Origin of the sequence: Caballeronia zhejiangensis, assembly GCF_022879815.1 — a bacterium.
Taxonomy (GTDB): domain Bacteria; phylum Pseudomonadota; class Gammaproteobacteria; order Burkholderiales; family Burkholderiaceae; genus Caballeronia; species Caballeronia zhejiangensis.
This window is the reverse complement of sequence record NZ_CP084283.1, coordinates 2,442,407-2,464,782: the sequence shown is the minus strand read 5'-3', so window position 1 is coordinate 2,464,782 and position 22,376 is coordinate 2,442,407. Positions and strand designations below refer to the sequence as shown.

The window sequence follows — 22,376 nt, the reverse complement described above, 5'->3', positions numbered from 1 at the left end:
CATGACCACCGCGCCAGTCGGCAGCCAGGGCAGCCGCTCGCCGCGCGTGCGCAAAGCGGTGCGGCTCGGCCCGGCGCGCTGGATCGCGTACGGCGTATCGGTGCTCAGCATCGCGTTCATCGCGACGCAAATGTGGTTCTTCGCGCAGATCGGCATCTGGACGGTCGTCAATCCCGGTCCGACGGCCTTCATGCGCGCCGACGCGTGGACGCTCGCGAAGACGCATCCGGGCATTTCGCTGCAACGCACCTGGGTGCCGTACGAGCAGATTTCGCGCAATCTGAAGCGCGCGATCATCGCTTCGGAAGACGCGAATTTCGTCAATAACAACGGCTACGAAACCGACGCCATTCTTCAAGCGTGGGAGAAGAACAAGGCGCGCGGAAAAATCGTCGCGGGCGGCTCGACCATTTCTCAGCAGCTCGCGCGCAACCTGTTTCTGTCGCGCGAAAAGAGCTATGTGCGCAAGGCGCAGGAGCTCGTCATCACCTGGATGCTCGAGTTCTGGATGGACAAGGAACGCATCTTCGAGATCTACCTGAATTCGGTCGAGTGGGGCAACGGCGTGTACGGCGCGGAAGCGGCGGCGCGGTATTACTACAAGACATCGGCGGCGAAACTGACGGCCTGGCAGAGCGCGCGGCTTGCGGTGATGCTGCCGCGCCCTAAGTATTTCGACGACCATCGCAATGCGCCGTATTTGTCGCAGCGCGCGGGCGTCATCGCACGGCGGATGGGGGCGGCGGAACTGCCGCAGTGAAATTAGCTGGCCGCGATAAACAATGCAAAGCCCTGATAATTCAGGGCTTTTTTGTTTTCCAGAAGCTTTCGGCTGCAAGCTTCTCTCCCATTATGTGAGCACGACGATCACATATTGAATAAATCGAAGAGCCGGAACTACAATCCGGCCAAAGCCTGAAACGGCACACGCGGGCGACGACCGGAGCGACTTCCGGCGCGCACGACCAGAACAATGGAGACACGTCATGCATTCGATCGCACGCTCGCGCTCGCGGGCCTCCTTGCACGATTCGTACGCTCATTCCATCGGGGACGCGCCCGCGTGCGTCATCCTGCGCGCATCGTGATCGACGAGGGATTCGCGCCATGACCAAATTCCAGCCCCCTGAAACCGACATCGCCGAGGCGGGCGCAGCGCGCGCCAAGTCCAACGGCGCGAGCGGGACGAAGCACACACCCGATCCCGACGCCATCGCGCTGCCGAGCGCGCTCGTCGACATCACGCCGCAGCAGGCGGGCACGCAGACGCTGTTGCGCGGCCTCGCGATTCTCGAAGCCGCCGCGAACGGCGCGCGCGACCTGCGCGCGTTCGGCGCGGCGCTCGGCACGACGCGCAGCACGACGCATCGGCTCGTGAGCTCGCTCGTGCAAGCGCGCTATCTGCGTCAGGTGCAGGGCGGCTATCTGCTCGGGCCGAAGCTCATCGAACTCGGCACGATCGCGCTCGAACAGATGCCGCTCACGACCGTCGCGCGCCCGCATCTGCAGGCGCTCGCCGAGCATACGCACGACACGATCCATCTCGGCGTGCGCGACGGCGACGACGTACTTTACATCGACAAGATTCCGGGCACGCGCGGCCTGGAGATGCGTTCGCGCGTCGGGCACCGGATGCCGCTCGCGTCGACGGGCATCGGCAAGGCGATGATGCTCGACCTCGAAGCGAACGCGTGGAAGAAGCTGCTGGAAGCGTCGCATCGCGTGCTCGCGAGGATGAGCTTCAAGCCCGACAACCGCCCCGACTTCGACACCTTCCAGCAGCGCATGACGCGCTATGCGCAAGGCGGCTTCACGTTCGATCTCGAAGAGAACGAGGCGTCGATCCGCTGCGTCGCCGCGCCGGTGCGCGATGCGTCGGGCGCGATCGTCGCGGCCTTGTCGGTGGCGAGCACCATTCCCTACATGCCGCACGAGCGCATGGAGGAACTGATTCCGGTCGTGCAGCGCGAAGCGCACGCGATCTCCGAGGAACTTGGCTGGCGCGCGCCGCAGGCCGCCCGCAGGATCAAGCGATGACCGCATCCGTTTCCACGCCCGCGCTCATCGCGCTCGACTGGGGCACGACTTCGCTGCGCGCCTATCTGCTTGGCGCCGACGGTCTCGCCCTCGATACGCGCGCATCGTCGGCGGGCATCATGAATCTGCCGGCGGGCGGGTTCGATCAGGCGTTCGAGCAAACCTGCGGCGCGTGGCTCGACGCGCACGCGCACTTGCCGGTGATCGCGGCGGGCATGGTCGGCAGCGCGCAGGGCTGGGTCGAAGCGCCGTACGTCGAAACGCCGGCGAATGCCGATGCGCTCGTCGCGGGCATCGTCGATGTGAAGACGGCGCGCGGCGTCGTGCTGCATGTCGTGCCGGGCGTGCTGGAGCGCGGCGTGTTGCCCAACGTGATGCGCGGCGAGGAAACGCAGATTTTCGGCGCGCTGGCGAGCGAGCCGGCGCTCGGAAACGTGGGCGGCGCGCTGATCGGACTGCCGGGCACGCACGCGAAGTGGGCGTTCGTCGCCGATGAGCGCATCGAGCGTTTCTACACCTTCATGACGGGCGAGACCTTCAGCGCGCTGCGCGATCACACGATCCTCGGCCGCACGATGCATCCCACCGCGACGCACGACGAACAGGCGTTCCTGCGCGGCGTCGAGACGGCGCGCGATGCCGGTCATCCCGGCGTGCTCGCGACGATCTTCAGCACGCGCACGCTCGGCCTCACGGGCCAACTGAGCGCGGAGCAGCAATCGGATTATTTGTCGGGCCTGTTGATCGGCCATGAATTGCGCGGGCTGAACGAAGTGCTTGCGCGCGAACAATCCGCGCTCGCGGGAAAGCCCCTGCGCCTGATCGGCAACGATGCGCTTTGCAATCGCTATCGCGCCGCGCTCGCGCGTTTCGGATGCCACGATGCCGCCACGGTCGCGCACGCCACCGAGCACGGCCTTTATGGAATCGCCGCGCTGGCCGGGCTGGTCGCGGCCAGGCGCGCGGCCTGAAAAGGAGAGAACACGATGCAGCCTCCCATCAATCTGCCCGCGCCCTACGGCATGCACGCCGGTCTCGCAAAGGCGTTCGCCGCGTGCCCGCTGATCGCGATACTGCGCGGCGTCACGCCCGCCGAAGCCGCCGATCACGGCCGCGCGCTCTATGAAGCGGGCTTTCGCATCGTCGAAGTGCCGCTGAATTCGCCGCAGCCGTTCGACAGCATCGCGGCGATCCGTCAGACGCTGCCCGCCGATGCGATCGTCGGTGCGGGAACGGTGCTGCATCCGAGTTACGTCGATAGCGTGAAGGCCGCGGGCGGCGAGCTCATCGTGATGCCGCACAGCGACGCCGATGTCGTGCGCGCCGCGAAGGCGCAGGGTCTCGCGTGCGCGCCGGGCGTCGCGACGCCGAACGAGGCGTTTCTCGCGCTGAAGAACGGCGCGGACGTGCTGAAGATGTTTCCCGCCGAGCAGCTCGGCCCAACGGTGACGAAGGCATGGCGCGCGGTGATCGCGAAGGACGTGCCGCTCGTGCCGGTCGGCGGTATTGCGCCGGACAACATGGAGCCGTTCTTGAGCGCAGGCGCGAACGGCTTCGGCCTCGGCTCGGCGCTCTACAAGCCGGGCCAGAGCGCGGACGTCACGGCGCGGCACGCGAAGGCGTTCATTGACGGACTGGCCGTTGCACGAGGCGCAGCCAAATGAGCCGCCTCGCCGGCAAGGTCGCGATGGTCACGGGCGCGGGACGCGGCATCGGCGCGGCGATCGCGCTGGCGTTCGCGCGCGAGGGCGCACGCGTCGCGCTCGCGGAACTCGACATCGGCACGGCCCGCGAAACCGCCAAGCGCATCGGGGAAGAAACCGGCGCGAACGTCATCGCGGTCGAAACGGACGTGACGCAAAGCGCATCGGTGAAGGAAGCCGTCGCGCAGACCGAAGCCGCGCTCGGCCCGCTCGACGTGCTCGTGAACAACGCCGGCATCAACGTGTTCTGCGATCCGCTCACGATGACCGACGACGACTGGCGCCGCTGCTTCGCCGTCGATCTCGACGGCGTGTGGAACGGCTGCCGCGCGGTGCTGCCGGGCATGGTCGAGCGCGGGCGCGGCAGCATCGTGAACATCGCGTCGACGCACAGCTTCAAGATCATTCCGGGCTGCTTTCCGTATCCGGTGGCAAAGCACGGTGTGATCGGCCTCACGCGCGCGCTCGGCATCGAGTACGCGCCGAACAACGTGCGCGTGAATGCGATCGCGCCGGGTTACATCGAAACGCAACTGACGCTCGACTGGTGGAATTCGCAGGCTGATCCGAAGGCCGCGCGTCAGGCGACGCTCGATCTTCAGCCGATGAAGCGTATCGGCGAGCCGCGGGAAGTCGCGATGACGGCGGTGTTCCTCGCATCGGACGAGGCGCCGTTCATCAACGCGAGCTGTATCACCGTGGACGGCGGGCGAAGCGCGCTGTACCACGACTAAAGCAAACGAGATCACGAAGGAATGACGCACTGGCCGCTGTGCGGACATCAATCAACAAGAAAGCGGCCACACACTTCGTAGCGCCCGCGCGCGGGCATTTTTCGACATCGGAAAAAGTCGGGAGACAAAAAATGAAACGCAGACTGTTCCTCACGCTGATCGCCGCTGCCACGGCAACGAGCGCGTCCATGATCGCGGCGCCGGTCGCGCAGGCCGCCGACGAGGTCAAGATCGGCTTCCTCGTGAAGCAGCCGGAAGAGCCGTGGTTCCAGGACGAATGGAAGTTCGCCGAAATCGCCGCCAAGGAAAAGGGCTTCACGCTCGTGAAGATCGGCGCGCCGTCGGGTGAAAAGGTGATGAGCGCGATCGACAACCTCGCCGCGCAGAAGGCGCAGGGCTTCATCATCTGTACGCCGGACGTGAAGCTCGGGCCGGGCATCGTCGCGAAGGCGAAGGCCGACAAGCTCAAGATGATGACGGTCGATGACCGCCTCGTCGACGGTTCGGGCAAGCCGATCGAATCCGTGCCGCACATGGGCATTTCCGCATACAACATCGGCAAGCAGGTGGGCGACGGCATCGCCGCCGAGATCAAGAAGCGCGGCTGGGACATGAAGGATGTCGGCGCGATCGACGTGACTTACGAGCAATTGCCGACCGCGCATGACCGCACGGCCGGCGCGACCGATGCGCTCGTCGCCGCCGGTTTCCCGAAGGCGAACATCGTCGCCGCGCCGCAGGCGAAGACCGACACCGAGAACGCGTTCAACGCCGCGAACATCGCGCTGACGAAGAATCCGCAATACAAGCACTGGGTCGCCTACGGCCTGAACGACGAAGCCGTCCTCGGCGCGGTGCGCGCAGCGGAAGGCCGCGGCTTCAAGGCGGACAACATGATCGGCATCGGTATCGGCGGATCGGACTCGGCGTTGAACGAGTTCAAGAAACCGAATCCAACGGGCTTCTACGGCACCGTCATCATCAGCCCGAAGCGCCACGGCGAAGAGACGTCCGAGCTGATGTACGCGTGGATCAAGGACGGCAAGGCGCCGCCGCCGCTCACGCTCACGACCGGCATGCTGGCTACGCGTGAAAACGTGGCATCGGTGCGCCAGCAGATGGGACTGGCATCGAACTAAGTCTTTCGTGAGGGAAGCGGGCCGCACGTGCGGTCCGCTCGAGAATAGGAGGCGATGTGTCAGCGACGCTGCGTTTTGACAATATCGGCAAGGTGTTTCCAGGCGTGCGCGCGCTCGACGGCGTGTCGTTCGACGTCAACGCCGGCGAAGTTCACGGTTTGATGGGCGAGAACGGCGCGGGCAAATCGACCTTGCTCAAGATTCTCGGCGGCGAGTATCAGCCCGATTCGGGGCGCGTGCTCATCGACGACAAGGAAGTGCATTTCGCGAGCGCGGCGGCATCGATTGCCGCGGGCATCGCGGTGATTCATCAGGAATTGCAGTACGTGCCGGATCTGACCGTGTCCGAGAATCTGCTGCTCGGCGCATTGCCGAACCGGCTCGGCTGGGTCGACAAGCGCGCGGCCAAGGCGCACGTACGCGAGCGGCTTGCGGCGATGGGCGTCGATCTCGATCCGAATGCGAAGCTGCGCAAGCTGTCGATCGCGCAGCGGCAGATGGTCGAAATCTGCAAGGCGCTGCTGCGCAACGCGCGCGTGATCGCGCTCGACGAACCGACGAGTTCGCTGTCGCATCGCGAGACGGAAGTGCTCTTCAAGCTCGTGCGCGATCTGCAGGCGGATAATCGTGCGCTGATCTACATCTCGCATCGCATGGACGAGATTTACGAACTGTGCAACGCGTGCACGATTTTCCGCGACGGGCGCAAGATCGCGTCGCATCTTTCGCTCGCGGATGTGCCGCGCGAAACGCTCGTGCAGGAAATGGTCGGGCGCGAGATCAGCGACATCTACAACTATCGCGCGCGTCCTTTGGGCGACGTGCGCTTCTCCGTGAAGAACGTGGAGGGCGATGCATTGAGCGCGCCCGTGAGCTTCGAGGTGAAGCGCGGGGAGATCGTGGGCTTCTTCGGGCTCGTCGGCGCGGGACGCAGCGAGCTGATGCATCTCGTCTACGGCGCGGACAAGAAGAAGGGCGGCGACATAACGCTCGACGGCAAGCCGATCAAGGTTCGCAGCACCGGCGAGGCGATTCGTCACGGCATCGTGCTGTGTCCGGAGGATCGGAAGGAAGAAGGCATCGTCGCGATGGCGACGGTCGCGGAGAACATCAATATTTCGTGCCGGCGACACTATCTGCGCGGCGGACTGTTTCTGGATCGCAAGAAGGAGGCGCAGACGGCCGAGCGCTTCATCCAATTGCTGAAGATCAAGACGCCGAGCCGGAAGCAGCGCATCCGTTTTCTTTCGGGCGGCAATCAGCAGAAGGCGATTCTGTCGCGCTGGCTCGCGGAGCCGGACCTGAAGGTCGTGATTCTCGACGAACCGACGCGCGGCATCGACGTCGGCGCGAAGCATGAGATCTACAACGTGATCTATCAGCTTGCCGAGCGCGGCTGCGCGATCGTGATGATTTCGTCGGAATTGCCGGAAGTGCTGGGCGTGTCGGACCGGATCGTCGTGATGCGGCAGGGGCGTATCGCGGGCGAACTGGCGCGCGAGAAGGCGAGCGAACAAACAGTGTTGAGCCTTGCGCTGCCGCAGGCGGAAACGGTCGCGCAGGCGGCGTAAAGACGAGAGGAGCGAATCATGGAAGCAAGAGAAAACATCGTGGGGCAGGCGACGGAAAGCGTCGCGAACGCGCTGATCCCGCAAAAGAACGACAAGCAGAAGTGGTGGCAGCAGATCACGGAGTACAGCCTGATCGTGATCTTCATCGTGATGTTCGTGACGATGTCGCTGACCGTCGATCACTTCTTCTCGATCGAGAACATGCTCGGCCTCGCGCTGTCGATCTCGCAGATCGGCATGGTCGCGTGCACGATGATGTTCTGCCTCGCGTCGCGCGATTTCGACTTGTCGGTGGGCTCGACGATCGCCTTCGCCGGTGTTCTGTGCGCGATGGTTCTGAATGCGACGGACAACACCTTCATCGCGATCATCGCGGCGGTGGCTGCGGGTGCGGTGATCGGGTTTGTGAACGGCGCGGTGATCGCTTATCTGCGAATCAATGCGCTGATTACGACCTTGGCGACGATGGAAATCGTGCGCGGGCTCGGGTTCATCGTATCGCACGGACAGGCGGTGGGTGTGTCGTCGGATACGTTCATCGCGCTCGGCAGTCTGTCGATGATCGGGATTTCCCTGCCTATCTGGGTCACGCTTGCGTGCTTCATCGTTTTTGGCGTATTGCTCAATCAGACGGTGTATGGACGTAATACATTGGCTATCGGCGGTAATCCCGAGGCTTCGCGGCTCGCGGGGATCAATGTCGAGCGCACGCGTGTGTGGATCTTTTTGATTCAGGGCGCTGTGACCGCGCTGGCTGGGGTCATTCTCGCTTCGCGCATCACGTCGGGGCAGCCGAATGCCGCTCAAGGCTTCGAGCTCAATGTCATTTCTGCCTGTGTCCTTGGCGGTGTTTCTCTGCTGGGCGGTAGGGCGACGATTTCCGGTGTCGTGATTGGCGTGCTCATCATGGGCACTGTCGAGAACGTCATGAACCTTTTGAATATCGACGCGTTTTATCAGTACCTCGTGAGAGGGGCTATCCTGCTTGCTGCCGTTCTGCTCGATCAGTTGAAGAATCGCGGGTCGCGGGATTGATGTTTTTGCGGTTGATGTCGTTGTTGATGTTTTGCCGTTGATGTCGCTGGATCCCGCTTTCGTGTCGGTCTATCAGCGTTGCCCCTGTGCGGGGCGGCAGTGCTAATAGACCACTAAGAAACGGGATCCGGCAAAAGGCGCAAAGCTAACGAGCGCGACAAGCGCAGCAAGGAGAGACAAAACCCAATGGCAACGATCGAAAAGAACCTCGCAAGATACCCCAGCCTCCAAGGCAAAACAGTGCTGATAACCGGAGGCGCAACAGGCATCGGCGAAGGCTTCGTCGAACACTTCTTCGATCAGGGCGTGAAAGTCGCCTTCTTCGACATCGACACCGACGCTGGCGAAGCGCTCGCCGACCGCCTCGGCGCAGCCCTGCAAGAAGGCCAGACCCGCCCGATGTTCCTCAACGTCGACCTGACCGACATCGACGCACTCCGCAAAGGCATCGCCGATGTAAGAGCCGCCCTCGGGCCCATCAACGTGCTTGTCAACAACGCTGCCAACGACAAACGCCACGCAATCGAAGACGTCACGCCCGAGTCGTACGATGCAGGCATCGCGGTCAACATCCGCCATCAATTCTTCGCGGCGCAGGCCGTCATCGACGACATGAAGCGCGCGGGCGGCGGCTCGATCATCAATCTCGGCTCGATCAGCTGGATGCTCAAGCAAGGTAACTTCCCCGTCTACACGACGTCGAAATCGGCAGTGCAAGGCATGACGCGCGGCCTCGCGCGCGATCTCGGCAAATTCGGCATCCGCGTGAATACGCTCGTGCCGGGCTGGGTGATGACCGAGAAGCAAAAGCGTCTGTGGCTCGACGAGGCCGGCAAGGAAGCAATCAAGCAAGGCCAGTGCATCGACGGAGAACTGCTGCCCGCACACCTCGCGCGCGCGGCGCTCTTTCTAGCATCGGACGACAGCAAAATGATCACGGCGCAGGACATGATCGTTGACGGAGGATGGGCCTGATGAATCCGATGCGAGCGCAACTTCTCATCGACAGCCAGTGTTCGCTCGGCGAAGGCGCGACGTGGTGCGCCGCGAGCGGCCGCTTCTGGTGGACCGATATCGAAGGCAAGAAGCTGTGGCGCTACGATCCGCGCGACGGCGCGAGCGAATCGTTCGACATGCCCGAGCGGCTTGCGTGCTTCACGCCGTGCGCCGATGCGCGTTTCCTGCTGCTCGGCCTCGCATCGCGGCTCGCGTTCCATGAAATCGCGACGGGCAAGATCGAAACCATCATGGAAGTCGAAGCCGATCTGCCGACGCGCCTGAACGACGGCCGTTGCGACCGCGAAGGGCGATTCGTGTTCGGCACGAAACACGACGTGGACGATGCGCAACCGGTCGGCGCGTTTTATCGGCTGAATGCGGATCTGTCGCTGGAAAAGCTGCCGCTAGGGAATTGCGCGATCTCGAATAGCATCGGCTTCTCGCCCGATGGGGCGACGATGTACTACTGCGATTCGCCCACGCGTCAGATTCGCGTATGCGACTATCCGACCTTCGACAACGACCGCGTGTTCATCGAGCTGACGGATGCGACCGGCGTGCCCGACGGCTCGATCGTCGATGCGGACGGCGGCTTGTGGAACGCGCAGTGGGGCGGGGCGCGCGTCGTGCGCTACGAAAGCGACGGCCGCGAGACGGCGCGCATCGACGTGCCGAGCGCGCAGCCGAGTTGCGCCGCGTTCGGCGGCGCGGACTTCGGCACGCTGTATGTGACGACGGCGCGCATCGGCCTCGGCGAAACAGACGCGCACGCAGGCGGCGTGTTCGTCGCGACGCCCGGTGCGCGCGGCATCGCGGAAGCCGTATTTGCGGGCAAGGCGTAACCAGAACACGAGGCGGCGCGCGATCGACGCGCCGCCCGACCCATCCCGGCAACGCCGGGTTCTTCGCCTCTCGATGGAGCACGAGTCATGGCTGTCGCGCGAACAGAGCAAAGACCGAATTCTGCATCGATGTCCAAGGAACAGGCGAACGCCCGCCGTGCGCGGCTCGCCGCCGCCACCGAACCGCCGATCCGTCCCGGCCCGAGCACCGCGGTCGTCGCGATGGGCGGCGCCGATGTCGACGGCTGCGTCACGCTCGCCAACGCGCATTTGCGGCTCGAGCTTGCGCCGTCGCTCGGCGGCGGCATCACGCGCTTCGACTGGCGGCACGAAGGCTCGCTCGTGCCGATCTTCCGGCCGTGCGTCGCGCCGGGACCGGACACCGATCCGAATCAGCTCGCGTGCTATCCGCTTTTGCCGTATTCGAACCGCATCGGCAACGGACACTTTCAGTTTTCCGGACGCTCGATCGAGGTGCCGTGCAATCGCCCGGGCGAACCGCTGCCGCTGCACGGCGATGGCTGGCTCGGCGCGTGGGAAGTCGCGGATCAGGATTCCGCGCGCGTGCGTGTCACGCTCGATCGCAGCGGCGGCATGCCTTACGCGTTTCGCGCCGCGCAGACTTACACGCTCGACGAAGCGACGCTCGCCGTGACGCTCGATGTCGAAAATACCGGCGACGAAGCGCTGCCGTTCGGCCTCGGGCTGCATCCGTTCCTGATGCGCGAGGCGGACACGGAGTTGTCGGCGGCGGCGGGCGGCGTGTGGCTGTGCGGCGACGACTGGCTGCCTGTGCGGCATGTTCCGACGCCGCCCGCGTGGCAATTCGGCGTTGCGTATCCGATGCCATCGGAAATGGTCAACAACGCGTTCACCGGATGGAGCGGGCGCACGAGCGTGCTGTGGCCGAAGCGCCGCCTGTCGCTAACGATCGCCGCCGACACCGACTACTACGTCCTTTACGCGCCGCCCGGCGAAAGCTTTTTCTGCTTCGAGCCGGTCGATCATCCGATCAACGCGGTGAATCTGCCCGGCGGCGGGGAAGCGAACGGCATGACCGTGCTCAAACCGGGCGAACGCTTGTCGCGGGAATTCCGCTTCACCGTCGAGCGCACCGGGGAAGCGACGCGGCGCGGAAGGCCGCGCACGCGGGCAGGCGCGAAGGCGCGGGCACGGGACGCGGCGCGCTAAGCCGCGCCGGAAGACGCGACGGAAGATGACGCTACGCACGTTAAAATGCGTGGCATCGACGTTTTCAACATCTTCCCGCCATGTCCTTCATCGAATCGCTCAATGCCGCGTGGTCGCGGACTCAATCGCTTCTGTGCGTCGGCCTCGACCCGGAGCCGGCGAAGTTTCCCGGCGCACTCAACGGCCGCGCCGACGCGATCTTCGAGTTCTGCAAGACCATCGTCGATGCAACCGCGCCGTATGCATCGTCGTTCAAGCCGCAGATCGCGTACTTCGCGGCGCATCGCGCGGAAGATCAGCTCGAAGCGTTGATCGCGCATATCCACGAGAAGCACGCCGGCATTCCGGTGATTCTTGATGCGAAGCGCGGCGATATCGGCAGCACGGCCGAGCAGTACGCGAAGGAAGCGTTCGAGCGCTATCGGGCCGACGCCGTCACCGTGAATCCGTACATGGGCTTCGATTCGATCGAGCCGTATCTCGCGCATGAGGGCAAAGGCGTGATCGTGCTGTGCCGCACGTCGAACGCGGGCGGCTCCGATCTGCAATTTCTCACGACCGATGGCAAGCCGCTGTATCAGGTCGTCGCCAGGCTCGCGGCGGAAAAGTGGAATGACAAGGGCCAGTTGGGCCTCGTCGTCGGTGCGACGTTTCCGAAGGAAATCGAAACGGTACGCGGGATCGTCGGCGACATGCCGCTTCTGATTCCGGGCATCGGCGCCCAAGGCGGCGATGTCGAAGCAACCGTGCGGGCGGGCCGCACCGCGAACGGCACGGGCATGTTGATCAATTCGTCGCGCGCGATCATCTACGCCGGCAAGGGCGATCATTACGCGCAAGCCGCGGCCGAAGCCGCGAAGAAGACGCGCGATACGATCAATCAGTATCGGTGAGCGCGCGCTTCAACTATCGGCAATAGGCGCGAACAGCGCCTCGATGTCTTCGGCGGAGAACTTCTCCACCGCGCGCGCATCTTCGGACAGAATGCCCGCCGCGAGCGCTGCCTTTCGCTCCTGCATCTCCAGAATCTTTTCTTCGATGCTCCCGGCCGCGACGAGCTTGTACACGAATACCGGCTTTTCCTGGCCGATGCGGTGCGCGCGATCCGTCGCCTGATTCTCGGCCGCCGGATTCCACCACGGATCGTAATGAATGACGGTATCGGCCGCCGTCAGGTTCAGGCCGACGCCGCCCGCCTTCAGGCTGATCAGGAAGACCGGCGCTTCGCCCGCCTGGAAGCGCTGCACCGGCGTCTTGCGGTCGGCGGTGTCGCCCGTCAGCGTGACGTACGCGAGACCGGCCTCGTCGAGCGCGGCGGCGATGATCGCGAGCATGCCCGTGAACTGCGAGAAAACGAGCACGCGCCGGCCCTCCTCGATGAGCGCCGGAAGCATCTCGAGCAACAGCGCGAGCTTGGCCGATCCCGCGGTTTTCGGCGCGCCCGGTAGCTTGACGAGCGACGGATCGCAGCACACTTGCCGCAGTTTCAGCAACGCGTCGAGCATCACGATATGGCTGCGTGCGAACCCCTGCTTCGAGATAGCGTCGCGCACCTTCTTCTGCATCGCGGCACGCACGGTTTCATAGAGATCACGCTGTGCGTCTTCGAGTTCGACGCTGCGCACGATCATTGTCTTCGGCGGCAATTCCGTCGCGACTTCATCTTTGCGGCGGCGAAGCATGAACGGGCGAATCCGGCGCGCGAGCAGATCGCGGCGCATCGCGTCGTTCTGCTTTTCGATAGGTTTGCGCCAGCGAGAGGCGAACTCCTTTTTCGAGCCGAGAAAGCCGGGCAGCAGGAAATCGAACTGCGACCAAAGTTCGCCCAGATGATTCTCCAGCGGCGTCCCCGTGAGACAGAGCCGATGCCGCGCGCCCAACGTGCGAACCACGCCCGCCGCCTTGCTCGAGGCGTTCTTCACGTAATGCGCTTCGTCGAGTATCAACAGGTGATAGTCGTGCTGCGACAGCGCTTCGTGATCGCGCCAGACGAGCGCATACGTCGTCACGACGAGGTCGTGCTGCGCAATTTCCGTGAAGCGTTCGTGACGCAACGCGCCATGCAGATCGAGCACTTTCAGCGAGGGCGCGAAGCGGCGCGCTTCGTCGATCCAGTTGTTGACGAGCGTGGTCGGCACGACGATCAGCGCCGGGCTCGTGAGCCGGCCCGCCTCCTTCTCGACGAGTATGTGCGCGAGCGTCTGTATGGTCTTGCCGAGCCCCATGTCGTCGGCGAGCACGCCGGCGATATCGTGTTCGCGCAGGAATTGCATCCAGTCGACGCCCTCGCGCTGATAGTCACGCAGCGTCGCTTGAAGCCCGCGTGGGGCGTCGATGCGGCGCGTTCCCGCGACGTTGCGTAGCCGTTTCGCAAGTTCGATGACCGACGCGTCGCCATCGAATTGCCAGCGAAGCGTTTCGTCGGCGGCGGCGAGACGGCCGGCTTCAAGCGCCTGCAGCCGCAGTGACGCGTCGGCTTTCGGCTCGGCGCGGTCGAACAGGTCGATGAGCGCGCGCACGAGCGGCTTGATCCGCGCGGCGCGCAGCGCGAAGCGCCTGCCTTCGTGCGTGCGGAATTCGACGGCGTGCGCATCGTCGATGGCGTCGATCGCGCCGTTCAACCAGCGGCGATCCCGGGCGAAAAGTTCGGCGAGCAACGGTTCGAGGCGCACGCGCTCCGTCTCGACGAGGATGCCCAACTCGAGATCGAACCAGCCGTTTTCGGCGGCGCGCGCGGTCGCGTCGATTTGCTCGACCTCGACGACATCGAAGCGCGAATTGGGCGTGATCTCGATGCGCCAGCCGGCGTCGCGCAAAGCGGGAATGTCGTCGCTGACGAACGCCGGCCACGCGTCGCGCGCCGGCATGATGAAGCCGCCCGCATACGGTGAGTCGGCGCGGCTGACAGGCGCGCCGGAGACCGACTTCATCCCGCGTCCGAGCAGGCGTCCGGCGCATGCATCTTCGATATCGATCCGGCGCGCGATACGGACGAGCTCGCCGTCCGCGAGGCGCAAAAGAGCGTCGGGACTGTTCGCCGCGATCGTCACGCCGCCGTAGTCGAAATCGAGCAACGCGATGTCCAGTTCGGTCGCGGGCATATCCAGCCTGGCGGGTGCATCGAGCAACAGCGTATCGAGCGTGAGGACGGGCGCCGGCGTCGCGTCGATCGTGCGTATTCCGGTCTCGCCGTCGGAGGGCGGCGCGGGCAGATCGGGCGCGAATTCGGCGAGCGCGTTACGCACGGCGGCCGCTTCGTCGAGCGTGAGCACCGGCATCGACAGATAATCGGCGAGCAGTTCGTTCGAAATCGGTACGTCGATGGATCCGGTTTCGTTCGTAACGATGTCGATGTACAACGGCGGCTCGGTCGGCAATGTGACGTTCGATTCCGGCGACGTTTCGAGCGAGGCGAAGATCATGTCGTCGCCGTGCGGAATCCATTCGATGTTTCCGCTGCGCATCGCGCCTTCGCGCAACGGCTGTGCGAGTCGCGGATCCCGGATGTCCGGTTCGAAGTAGAGGCGGCCCGTCGCGAGCATCATCTGCCAGACGATCGCGCCGCGCTTGCCCTTGAGCGCGTAGTAGCCGCTTGAACCTCCGCGCTCGTTCCGGAGCGCACGGACGATGGGTTCATCTGCCGGCGTCACGAATTTCGGCGGATTGTTCCACTGGGCGTAATTTGGATACCACGCTTCGGTCGCGCGAATGTCGCCGTTGGTGCCGAGCCGCGCCTTCAGCATTGCGATCTCGAAAGGCAGCGCCCCGTACATGGACGGAACGAGCACATAGAGAATTTGGTAGTTTGCGCCTGTCGTGCGCCGGACCGCTGTCGCGCGTGCCCGACGCGTCGCCTCGACCTTCGCCCGAAAGCTGGAAAGCCACTGCTCGACCTCGAAACTCACGCCCGTTTGATCGGCTGCTTGCGTGCGATCCAGATAGGCGAGCAGCGTCGCCGCGACATGCTTGCATTCGTAACCGACGGGACAAGAGCAATAGCCGCGCGGCCGTTCTTCGCGGAAGGAAATCTCGACCGAGTACGGCTGTAGCTGCGTGCCGGGCACGCGCGCGCGCAGGATTTCGCCCGTCCAGCCGAGATCGCGCACCGCATTAACGTAGTCGAGCGCCTTGCCGAAGGTCTTCTGACCCATCCAGCGGGCCACCTGATCCTTGCTGAACGTGATGGAATCGGCCGGATTGTCGATGCGCTTGTTCATGCGATAGACGCTCGCTCAGCGCTCGCTCTGATCCATGAACTCCAGCAGCCTGCGCAAGGCATGCGCGGCGGCCTGCGTTCTGACCTGTTCGCGATCGCCCTTGAAATGCTGGGTCTCGATCTGCGTATTCAGACGATTGCTCCATCCGAAGCACACGGTTCCAACCGGCTTCGCCTCGCTGCCGCCCGCCGGTCCCGCCACGCCCGTAATCGATACCGAGACCTGCGCGCGGCTGTTGCGCAGCGCGCCTTCGGCCATGGCCTTCGCGACCGGCTCGCTGACCGCGCCGTGCTGTTCGATCAGCGTCGCGGGCACGCCGATCATCTCGATCTTCGCGAGATTCGAATACGTGACGAAGCCGCGCTCGAACCACGCGCTGCTGCCGGAAATATCGGTGATGGCGGTCGCGACCATGCCGCCCGTGCACGACTCAGCGGTGGCGAGCATCAGCCGTTCGGCGTGCAGCTTGTTGCCGACGCGAATCGCAAGTTGGTGAACGACGGTGTCGGTTGGCATGGCGGTGGTCCCGATGGATGGAAAAAATCAGACGGTCATGCGCCAGAGCGCGATCACGAGCAGCGTGAAGAACGCCGCGACGAGATCATCGAACATGATGCCGAAACCGCCTTTCAACCGGCGATCGAAATACCGGATGGGCGGCGGCTTCACCATGTCGAAGAAGCGGAACACGACGAACGCCCACAATTGTCCGGTGAAGGTCGCGGGCGTGACGAGCAGCAGCACGAGCCAGAACGCGACGATCTCGTCCCACACGACCGGCGACGGATCGTCGGTGCCCATTTTCTTGGCCGTGAAGCCGGTGAACCAGCATCCCGCAATGAAGCCGGCGACGATCAGCGCGCCCCATTCCGCGACCGTCAGATGCGGATTGAACACGACGAACGACACCCACGCGAATAATGTGCCGACCGTGCCCGGCACGATGGGAGACAGTCCGCTGCCGAAGCCGAGCGAAAGAATATGAAGCGGATGGTCGAGCATGAAGCGAGCGCTCGCCTTGCGCGGCTTGCTGCGCGGCGCGGCCGGGTCGCCCGCTAGCGTGGGGTCAGTCTGCATGGAAATGATCGAAGCCTTGCAACGTCAGGGAGAGCGGGGCGCCCGACGCATCGCGCCAGGCGATTGCGGGCGCACCGGATGACTCGATTGTACCGATGCGCGTCAGCGGCACTTTCACGTCCGTCGCGATCTTGGCGAGCGCGTCGCGGGCATCGATGGGCGCGGTGAAGCAGAGCTCGTAATCGTCGCCGCCCGCGAGCGTGCATTGACGGCGCGCGGTTTCGGGCAGCACGCGCACGGCGTCGGAGCACGGCACGGCATCGACATCGACGACCGCGCGCACGCGCGAGCGCTTCAGGATGTGCATGAGATCGCCCGCGAGGCCATCGGAGATATCGAGCGCCGCGTGCGCCACGCCGCGCAACGCCATGCCCAACGCGACGCGCGGTTCCGGGCGCTCCAGCGCGCGCCGCCAGGCGGAAGCTTCCGGCGCGGACCACTCGCCGCGAATCGCGCCGAGGCCCGCGCGCGCGTCGCCCAAGGTGCCGGATACGTAGATGTCGTCGCCGGGACGCGCCGCATCGCGACGCAATGCCGCACCCTGCGGCACGTCGCCGAACACCGTTATGCAGATGTTGAGCGGCCCGCTCGTCGTATCGCCGCCGACGAGCGCGCAATCGTGACTTTCCGCGAGCGCGAAGAGACCGTTGCTGAACGCTTCGAGCCACGTTTCGTCGGCGCGCGGCAACGCGAGCGCGAGCGTGAACGCGTGCGGCTTCGCGCCCATCGCGGCGAGATCGGACAGGTTCACCGCGAGCGCCTTGTGACCGAGCGCGTACGGATCGACATCGGGAAAGAAGTGGCGTCCTTCGACCAGCATGTCCGTCGAAATGGCGAGCTGATGGCCGACCGGCGGCGCGATAAGCGCGCAGTCGTCGCCGATGCCGAGCGGCTTCGCGGCCTCCTCGTCATGACGCGGGGAAGGCGCCGTCGCGCGGCGTGCAAAGAAACGGTCGATCAGTGAAAACTCGGAGAGCATGCGTCGGCGCTTGAGGTTGATTGTTGCAATGCACGATGAAAAACAGAGCGCGCCGAAACCGGCGCCGCATCTCGAAAACACTCGGCCGATGCCCGCGAAGGCTTGCCGGACGGACCGACCAGACGTTTTCCAGTCATGGCACTTGTAGCCGAAATGCATGGAGCGCGGTCCGAAACCGCGACTGATTGGCGCTACAATGCGTTCGAACTTCCATTCTAATTCCCGCACTGCTAGCCCGCCTTATGACGACTGACGCCAATACCAAGTTGCGCGAAGCTGCGCTCGACTATCACGAATTTCCGGTTCCCGGGAAGATCGCGATCGCCCCCACCAAGCAGATGATCAACCAGCGCGACCTCGCACTGGCTTACTCGCCGGGCGTCGCGTTCGCGTGTGAAGCGATCGTCGAAGATCCGCTGAACGCGGCGCGCTTCACCGCGCGCAGCAATCTCGTCGGCGTCGTCAGCAATGGCACTGCCGTGCTGGGCCTCGGCAACATCGGGCCGCTCGCATCGAAGCCGGTGATGGAAGGCAAGGCCGTGCTCTTCAAGAAGTTCGCCGGCATCGACGTGTTCGATATCGAGCTGAACGAAAGCGATCCGCACAAGCTCGTCGACGTGATCGCCGCCCTCGAGCCGACTTTCGGCGGCATCAATCTGGAAGACATCAAAGCGCCGGACTGCTTCATCGTCGAACGCGAATGCCGCAAGCGCATGAAGATTCCCGTTTTCCACGACGATCAGCACGGCACGGCTATCGTCGTCGCGGCGGCGATCACGAACGGTCTGAAGGTCGTCGGCAAGAACATCGGCGAAGTGAAGCTCGTCGCGTCGGGCGCGGGCGCGGCGGCGCTGGCGTGCCTGAATCTGCTCGTCGATCTCGGCATGAAGCGCGAGAACATTTTCGTGACGGATCTGGCCGGCGTCGTCTACAAGGGCCGCACAGAGCTGATGGACCCGGACAAGGAGCTCTTCGCGCGCGAAACGAGCGCGCGCACGCTCGCCGAAGTGATCGAAGGCGCGGACGTGTTCCTCGGGCTTTCCGCTGGCGGCGTGCTCAAGCAGGACATGGTCAAGCAGATGGCCTCGAAGCCGCTGATTCTGGCGCTCGCGAATCCGACGCCGGAAATCCTGCCGGAACTCGCGCTGGAAGTGCGCCCGGACGCCGTGCTCGCCACCGGCCGCACGGATTATCCGAATCAGGTCAACAACGTTCTGTGCTTCCCGTTCATCTTCCGCGGCGCGCTCGATGTCGGCGCGACCGTCATCACGAAGGAAATGGAAATCGCTGCGGTGAACGCGATCGCGGAGTTGGCGCGCCAGGAGCAGAGCGATATCGTCGCGACGGCTTACGGCATTCAGGATTTGTCGTTCGGCCCGGAATATCTGATTCCGAAGCCTTTCGATCCGCGTCTCATCGTGAAGATCGCGCCAGCAGTCGCGAAGGCGGCGATGGACAGCGGCGTGGCGACACGTCCGATCGAGGACATGGAAGCGTACGAGCAGCATCTGCAGCAGTTCGTCTATCACAGCGGCACGACGATGAAGCCCGTGTTCCAGCTCGCGCGCAGCGTCGAGCCGGAGAAGAAGCGCATCGTGTTCGCGGAGGGCGAGGAAGAGCGCGTGCTGCGCGCGGTGCAGATCGCCGTCGATGAAAAGATCGCGAAGCCGATTCTCATCGGCCGTCCGGCGGTCATCCAGCAACGCATCCAGAAATTCGGCCTGCGTCTCGCGCCGGGCGTCGATTTCTCCGTCGTCGATACGGACCACGACGAGCGTTATCGCGATTTCTGGCAGACGTACGCGAAGATGATGGCGCGCAAAGGCATCAGCCAGCAGATGGCGAAGCTCGAAATGCGCCGCCGCACGACGCTGATCGGCGCGATGCTCGTGCAGAAGGGCGAAGCCGACGGCATGATCTGCGGCACGGTGAGCACGACGCATCGTCATCTGCACTTCATCGATCAAGTGATCGGCAAGAAGGAAGGCGCGAACGTATACGCGGCAATGAACGCGCTCGTGCTGCCGGGGCGTCAGATTTTCATCGTCGATACACACGTGAACGTCGATCCGACGCCCGAGCAGCTCGCCGAAATCACGATGCTCGCGGCGGAAGAAGTGAAGCGTTTCGGCATCGTGCCGAAGATCGCGCTCTTGTCGCATTCGAACTTCGGTACGAGCAACGCGCCGACCGCGCAGAAGATGCGCGACGTGCTCGCGATCCTTAAGGAACGCGCGCCCGATCTCGACGTGGATGGCGAAATGCACGGCGACGTGGCGCTCGATGCGCGTCTGCGCAAGGAAGTGCTGCCCGAATCGACGCTCGAAGGCGACGCGAACCTGCTGATTCTGCCGAACATCGACGCGGCGAACATCTCGTACAACCTGCTGAAGACGGCGGCGGGAAGCGGCATCGCGATCGGGCCGATCCTGCTCGGCGCGGCGAAGCCGGTTCACGTGCTGACGTCGTCGGCGACGGTGCGGCGAATCGTCAACATGACGGCATTGCTGGTGGCGGATGCGTCGGCGGCGCGCTGATCGCGGCTTGCTTTGACCAAGAACGCGGCGGGCTTTTCCCGCCGCTTTTTTTGCGCGAAAAAAAGCGTGCCGTGGGCACACGGCACGCCGCGAAAATAAAGCGAAGGAGCTCTGCTCTACACGCAACAAGCGGATCGAACGGTAAGCGCGATGCCGCAAAGCTGGCGACGAGTGAGGCGGCTCGTCCGACGCTTTAGATCCCACGGGCCATTATTATCCTGAGTGGGATAACGGTGTGCCAGATTTTGGCTGATTCCCCGGACGATTGCATCTTCAGAATTTGCGCCCTCGGTCCGAACAGCGAAAAAATTTCCGATTTTCGGGCGAACGTTGCTTCGCCCTGTCATTAGCGATACCCTTACATCTTTCATGGTCGTGAATTCTGGTGTAACGCGAGGACAACCGTTTGGTGACACGCGCGAGGGCTCTTTCGTTTTTCGTCGCCTTGAGCGTCCTTTTGGGCGCGTGCGGCAAGGGTGAACCTCGAAGCGGCGTTCAGGAAACGGTTGCTTCGGCGAGTCCGGCGCCCGTCTCGCCGGCCGAACCGGTCCGTGAAGCGCAGGTGCGGCAACCGCAAGCGACCGGCGAGCAGGAGCGCGACGGGCTGGCCACCGTCTACATTGCGCAGTTGCCCAAGCAGGCGGTCGCAACCTTGCGGCTGATCGAAGCGGGCGGCCCTTTCCCTTTCGAGAAGGACGGCGTCGTGTTCGGCAATCGCGAGCGTTTGCTTCCGCGGCATCCACGCGGCTACTACCACGAATACACCGTTCTCACGCCTCGCGCGCGGGATCGCGGCGCGCGCCGGATCGTGTGTGGCGGTCCGAAGAAGAAGCTCGACGATTGCTACTACACGGACGACCACTACGCCAGTTTCAAACGCATTGCGGATCAACTACGGGATTAACGGCATGAGCGACAACATCTACGCGCACGACCACAGCGTCGCGGGTGATCTTTTCGCCACCGGCGATGGCAACCTGTTCCAGCGAGTATTGCGGCTACGCATGACAGAACACGACAACAGACCCGACGACGAGACCATGCCCGAGGAGCTCCATCCGCAAGAGGATTCGGAATCGCTGTTCGCAACCGTGCGGCCGAACATCGTGCAGTCGATCCGCGCGTTCCGGGTGCAGGATCTCGCGGACGAAGCGAGCCGCCTCGGCCAGCATTTCCTGTACGCGTATCTCGGCCATGCGCAGAGCAAACAGGAAGTGCTCGAGACAATCGCTCTTTCGTTTCTCTTTCCCAAACACTTCGGCAAGAACTACGACGCGCTTTACGATTCGCTCACCGATCTCGTTCACAAGGCGGGCTCGCAACCGGGTTTCGTGATCGTGCTGGAACAACTGCCAATCGCGCAGAAGTTCGACAAGGAAGGCCGCGAAGTGCTGCTGGACGTATTCCGCGACGCGGCGGAATTCTGGGCGGAAAGGAAAGTGGCTTTCCGCGTGTTCTATTCGTTCGTCTGAGCGTTCGAACCAAGGCCGGTGCTAAGCCTGGAAAAATAGCCCGATGGGTTTCCATCGGGCCATTTTTTTACCAGCCGCCCCAGCGCGCGGCCAGCGCCGCCAACACCGCGATGCCCGCCGTCTCCGTGCGCAGCACGCGCGGGCCGAGCCCGAGCGTGGAAAAACCCGCATCGACGATCGCGGTTTCTTCCGCGGGCGAAAAACCCGCTTCCGGCCCGATCAGCAAAGTGACGGGACTCGCCGGCGGATCGACGGGCAATGACGCAAAGCTGACTTCGGCGCGCGGCGAGAGAAGGAGGCGCAGTTCGCCGTTGATGGCGGCGGGCAAGTCGGCGAGCCAGGCGCCGAGATCGCGCGGCGGCGCAACCTCGGGCACGCGATTGCGCCCGCATTGCTCGCACGCCGCGCGCGTGAGCGCCTGCCAGTGCGCCTGACGACGCAATGCGCGCTCGCCGGCGAGACGCACGACGCCGCGCTCGGCCGTGATCGGCGCAATGCTCGAGACGCCGAGTTCCACCGCCTTCTCGATGAGCCAGTCCATCTTGTCGCTGCCCGCGACGCCTTGTGCGAGCGTCACGCGATACGGCGGCTCGGCTTCGCGATCGCTGTGTTCGTCGATGCGCGCGGTCGCCGCACGTTTGGCGATCTCGACGAGCTCGCCGCGATATTCGCCGCCGCGGCCATCGAAGAGTGTGATTGCATCGCCCGTTTGCAGACGCAGGACGTGCACATGACGCACGACGTCATCCGGAAGGGCGAAGGTTTGGCCTGCGCAGAGCGGGCCGTCGACATGAAAACGTGGCATGAATAATTGATCGCGGACTCGGCCGTCCGCAGATAGTG

General features: G+C 64.1%; 20 protein-coding genes. 15 read left to right on the top strand and 5 right to left on the bottom strand.

Going from position 1 to position 22,376, the window contains the following annotated elements; translation table 11 throughout:
- The first annotated feature begins 1 nt into the window (after position 1).
- The 12 genes from mtgA to pyrF all read left to right on the top strand — a co-directional run bounded on the left by mtgA (position 2) and on the right by pyrF (position 12,144).
- Complete coding sequence (gene mtgA / locus LDZ23_RS11765) at positions 2–760, top strand: monofunctional biosynthetic peptidoglycan transglycosylase (RefSeq protein ID WP_244807639.1); 759 nt, start codon at positions 2–4, stop codon at positions 758–760.
- Between the two features lie 347 nt (positions 761–1,107).
- A complete protein-coding gene (locus LDZ23_RS11760) occupies positions 1,108–2,037 on the top strand; it encodes an IclR family transcriptional regulator (RefSeq protein WP_244807638.1) in 930 nt (309 codons plus the stop codon).
- Positions 2,034–3,008 carry a 2-dehydro-3-deoxygalactonokinase gene (locus LDZ23_RS11755; protein WP_244807637.1) on the top strand — a complete coding sequence of 325 codons (975 nt, stop codon included), beginning with the start codon at positions 2,034–2,036 and terminating at the stop codon, positions 3,006–3,008. The genes LDZ23_RS11760 and LDZ23_RS11755 overlap by 4 nt, the downstream gene beginning before the upstream one ends.
- 15 nt (positions 3,009–3,023) lie before the next feature.
- Complete coding sequence (locus tag LDZ23_RS11750) at positions 3,024–3,701, top strand: 2-dehydro-3-deoxy-6-phosphogalactonate aldolase (RefSeq protein WP_008342891.1); 678 nt, start codon at positions 3,024–3,026, stop codon at positions 3,699–3,701.
- A complete protein-coding gene (locus LDZ23_RS11745; RefSeq protein ID WP_244807636.1) occupies positions 3,698–4,474 on the top strand; it encodes an SDR family oxidoreductase in 777 nt (258 codons plus the stop codon). The genes LDZ23_RS11750 and LDZ23_RS11745 overlap by 4 nt, the downstream gene beginning before the upstream one ends.
- A gap of 131 nt (positions 4,475–4,605) precedes the next feature.
- Positions 4,606–5,613, top strand: a complete 1,008-nt coding sequence (locus tag LDZ23_RS11740; protein ID WP_008342889.1) for an arabinose ABC transporter substrate-binding protein — start codon at positions 4,606–4,608, stop codon at positions 5,611–5,613.
- A 56-nt stretch (positions 5,614–5,669) separates the two neighbouring features.
- Entirely contained in the window at positions 5,670–7,184 is a 1,515-nt protein-coding gene (gene araG, locus LDZ23_RS11735; protein ID WP_244807635.1) for an L-arabinose ABC transporter ATP-binding protein AraG, read from the top strand.
- Between the two features lie 18 nt (positions 7,185–7,202).
- Positions 7,203–8,219, top strand: a complete 1,017-nt coding sequence (gene araH, locus LDZ23_RS11730) for an L-arabinose ABC transporter permease AraH (protein WP_175982767.1) — start codon at positions 7,203–7,205, stop codon at positions 8,217–8,219.
- A 186-nt stretch (positions 8,220–8,405) separates the two neighbouring features.
- Positions 8,406–9,194, top strand: a complete 789-nt coding sequence (locus tag LDZ23_RS11725; protein ID WP_244807634.1) for an SDR family NAD(P)-dependent oxidoreductase — start codon at positions 8,406–8,408, stop codon at positions 9,192–9,194.
- On the top strand, positions 9,185–10,060 hold the full coding sequence (locus tag LDZ23_RS11720) for an SMP-30/gluconolactonase/LRE family protein (RefSeq protein ID WP_244807633.1): 876 nt from the start codon (positions 9,185–9,187) through the stop codon (positions 10,058–10,060). Before LDZ23_RS11725 ends, LDZ23_RS11720 begins: the two co-directional genes overlap by 10 nt.
- Positions 10,061–10,147: 87 nt before the next feature.
- Positions 10,148–11,251, top strand: coding sequence for an aldose 1-epimerase (locus LDZ23_RS11715; RefSeq protein ID WP_425306887.1), 1,104 nt, complete (start codon positions 10,148–10,150; stop codon positions 11,249–11,251).
- A gap of 80 nt (positions 11,252–11,331) precedes the next feature.
- The gene (gene pyrF, locus LDZ23_RS11710; protein ID WP_008342883.1) at positions 11,332–12,144 is read left to right on the top strand and encodes an orotidine-5'-phosphate decarboxylase; all 813 of its coding nucleotides are present in this window, start codon (positions 11,332–11,334) and stop codon (positions 12,142–12,144) included.
- A 9-nt stretch (positions 12,145–12,153) separates the two neighbouring features.
- Here the strand turns inward: pyrF and LDZ23_RS11705 are convergent, their stop codons facing one another.
- From LDZ23_RS11705 to thiL, 4 genes are read right to left on the bottom strand one after another with little or no spacing between them, the layout of a single operon-like run.
- On the bottom strand, positions 12,154–15,468 hold the full coding sequence (locus LDZ23_RS11705; protein ID WP_244807631.1) for a DEAD/DEAH box helicase: 3,315 nt from the start codon (positions 15,466–15,468) through the stop codon (positions 12,154–12,156).
- A 15-nt stretch (positions 15,469–15,483) separates the two neighbouring features.
- Entirely contained in the window at positions 15,484–15,984 is a 501-nt protein-coding gene (locus LDZ23_RS11700) for a CinA family protein (protein WP_008342881.1), read from the bottom strand.
- 27 nt (positions 15,985–16,011) lie between these two features.
- The gene (locus LDZ23_RS11695; RefSeq protein WP_244807630.1) at positions 16,012–16,545 is read right to left on the bottom strand and encodes a phosphatidylglycerophosphatase A family protein; all 534 of its coding nucleotides are present in this window, start codon (positions 16,543–16,545) and stop codon (positions 16,012–16,014) included.
- Positions 16,535–17,524, bottom strand: coding sequence for a thiamine-phosphate kinase (thiL, locus tag LDZ23_RS11690; RefSeq protein WP_244807629.1), 990 nt, complete (start codon positions 17,522–17,524; stop codon positions 16,535–16,537). Before thiL ends, LDZ23_RS11695 begins: the two co-directional genes overlap by 11 nt.
- A gap of 242 nt (positions 17,525–17,766) precedes the next feature.
- Between thiL and LDZ23_RS11685 the strand changes: the two genes are divergently transcribed.
- From LDZ23_RS11685 to LDZ23_RS11675, 3 genes are all read left to right on the top strand, one after another.
- A complete protein-coding gene (locus LDZ23_RS11685; protein WP_244807628.1) occupies positions 17,767–20,061 on the top strand; it encodes an NADP-dependent malic enzyme in 2,295 nt (764 codons plus the stop codon).
- A 409-nt stretch (positions 20,062–20,470) separates the two neighbouring features.
- On the top strand, positions 20,471–20,965 hold the full coding sequence (locus LDZ23_RS11680) for a guanyl-specific ribonuclease (RefSeq protein ID WP_244807627.1): 495 nt from the start codon (positions 20,471–20,473) through the stop codon (positions 20,963–20,965).
- A 4-nt stretch (positions 20,966–20,969) separates the two neighbouring features.
- Positions 20,970–21,533: a barstar family protein gene (locus LDZ23_RS11675; RefSeq protein WP_244807626.1), complete on the top strand. Its 564-nt coding sequence runs from the start codon at positions 20,970–20,972 to the stop codon at positions 21,531–21,533.
- 67 nt (positions 21,534–21,600) lie between these two features.
- Here the strand turns inward: LDZ23_RS11675 and LDZ23_RS11670 are convergent, their stop codons facing one another.
- Entirely contained in the window at positions 21,601–22,338 is a 738-nt protein-coding gene (locus tag LDZ23_RS11670) for a 16S rRNA (uracil(1498)-N(3))-methyltransferase (protein ID WP_244807625.1), read from the bottom strand.
- Positions 22,339–22,376: the final 38 nt, after the last annotated feature.

Coding starts and splice junctions, on each gene's coding strand:
- mtgA (WP_244807639.1), top strand. CDS start 2: ATGACCACCGCGCCAGTCGGCAGCCAGGGCAGCCGCTCGCCGCGCGTG.
- LDZ23_RS11760 (WP_244807638.1), top strand. CDS start 1,108: ATGACCAAATTCCAGCCCCCTGAAACCGACATCGCCGAGGCGGGCGCA.
- LDZ23_RS11755 (WP_244807637.1), top strand. CDS start 2,034: ATGACCGCATCCGTTTCCACGCCCGCGCTCATCGCGCTCGACTGGGGC.
- LDZ23_RS11750 (WP_008342891.1), top strand. CDS start 3,024: ATGCAGCCTCCCATCAATCTGCCCGCGCCCTACGGCATGCACGCCGGT.
- LDZ23_RS11745 (WP_244807636.1), top strand. CDS start 3,698: ATGAGCCGCCTCGCCGGCAAGGTCGCGATGGTCACGGGCGCGGGACGC.
- LDZ23_RS11740 (WP_008342889.1), top strand. CDS start 4,606: ATGAAACGCAGACTGTTCCTCACGCTGATCGCCGCTGCCACGGCAACG.
- araH (WP_175982767.1), top strand. CDS start 7,203: ATGGAAGCAAGAGAAAACATCGTGGGGCAGGCGACGGAAAGCGTCGCG.
- LDZ23_RS11725 (WP_244807634.1), top strand. CDS start 8,406: ATGGCAACGATCGAAAAGAACCTCGCAAGATACCCCAGCCTCCAAGGC.
- LDZ23_RS11720 (WP_244807633.1), top strand. CDS start 9,185: ATGGGCCTGATGAATCCGATGCGAGCGCAACTTCTCATCGACAGCCAG.
- LDZ23_RS11715 (WP_425306887.1), top strand. CDS start 10,148: ATGGCTGTCGCGCGAACAGAGCAAAGACCGAATTCTGCATCGATGTCC.
- pyrF (WP_008342883.1), top strand. CDS start 11,332: ATGTCCTTCATCGAATCGCTCAATGCCGCGTGGTCGCGGACTCAATCG.
- LDZ23_RS11705 (WP_244807631.1), bottom strand. CDS start 15,468: ATGAACAAGCGCATCGACAATCCGGCCGATTCCATCACGTTCAGCAAG.
- LDZ23_RS11700 (WP_008342881.1), bottom strand. CDS start 15,984: ATGCCAACCGACACCGTCGTTCACCAACTTGCGATTCGCGTCGGCAAC.
- LDZ23_RS11695 (WP_244807630.1), bottom strand. CDS start 16,545: ATGCAGACTGACCCCACGCTAGCGGGCGACCCGGCCGCGCCGCGCAGC.
- thiL (WP_244807629.1), bottom strand. CDS start 17,524: ATGCTCTCCGAGTTTTCACTGATCGACCGTTTCTTTGCACGCCGCGCG.
- LDZ23_RS11685 (WP_244807628.1), top strand. CDS start 17,767: ATGACGACTGACGCCAATACCAAGTTGCGCGAAGCTGCGCTCGACTAT.
- LDZ23_RS11675 (WP_244807626.1), top strand. CDS start 20,970: ATGAGCGACAACATCTACGCGCACGACCACAGCGTCGCGGGTGATCTT.
- LDZ23_RS11670 (WP_244807625.1), bottom strand. CDS start 22,338: ATGCCACGTTTTCATGTCGACGGCCCGCTCTGCGCAGGCCAAACCTTC.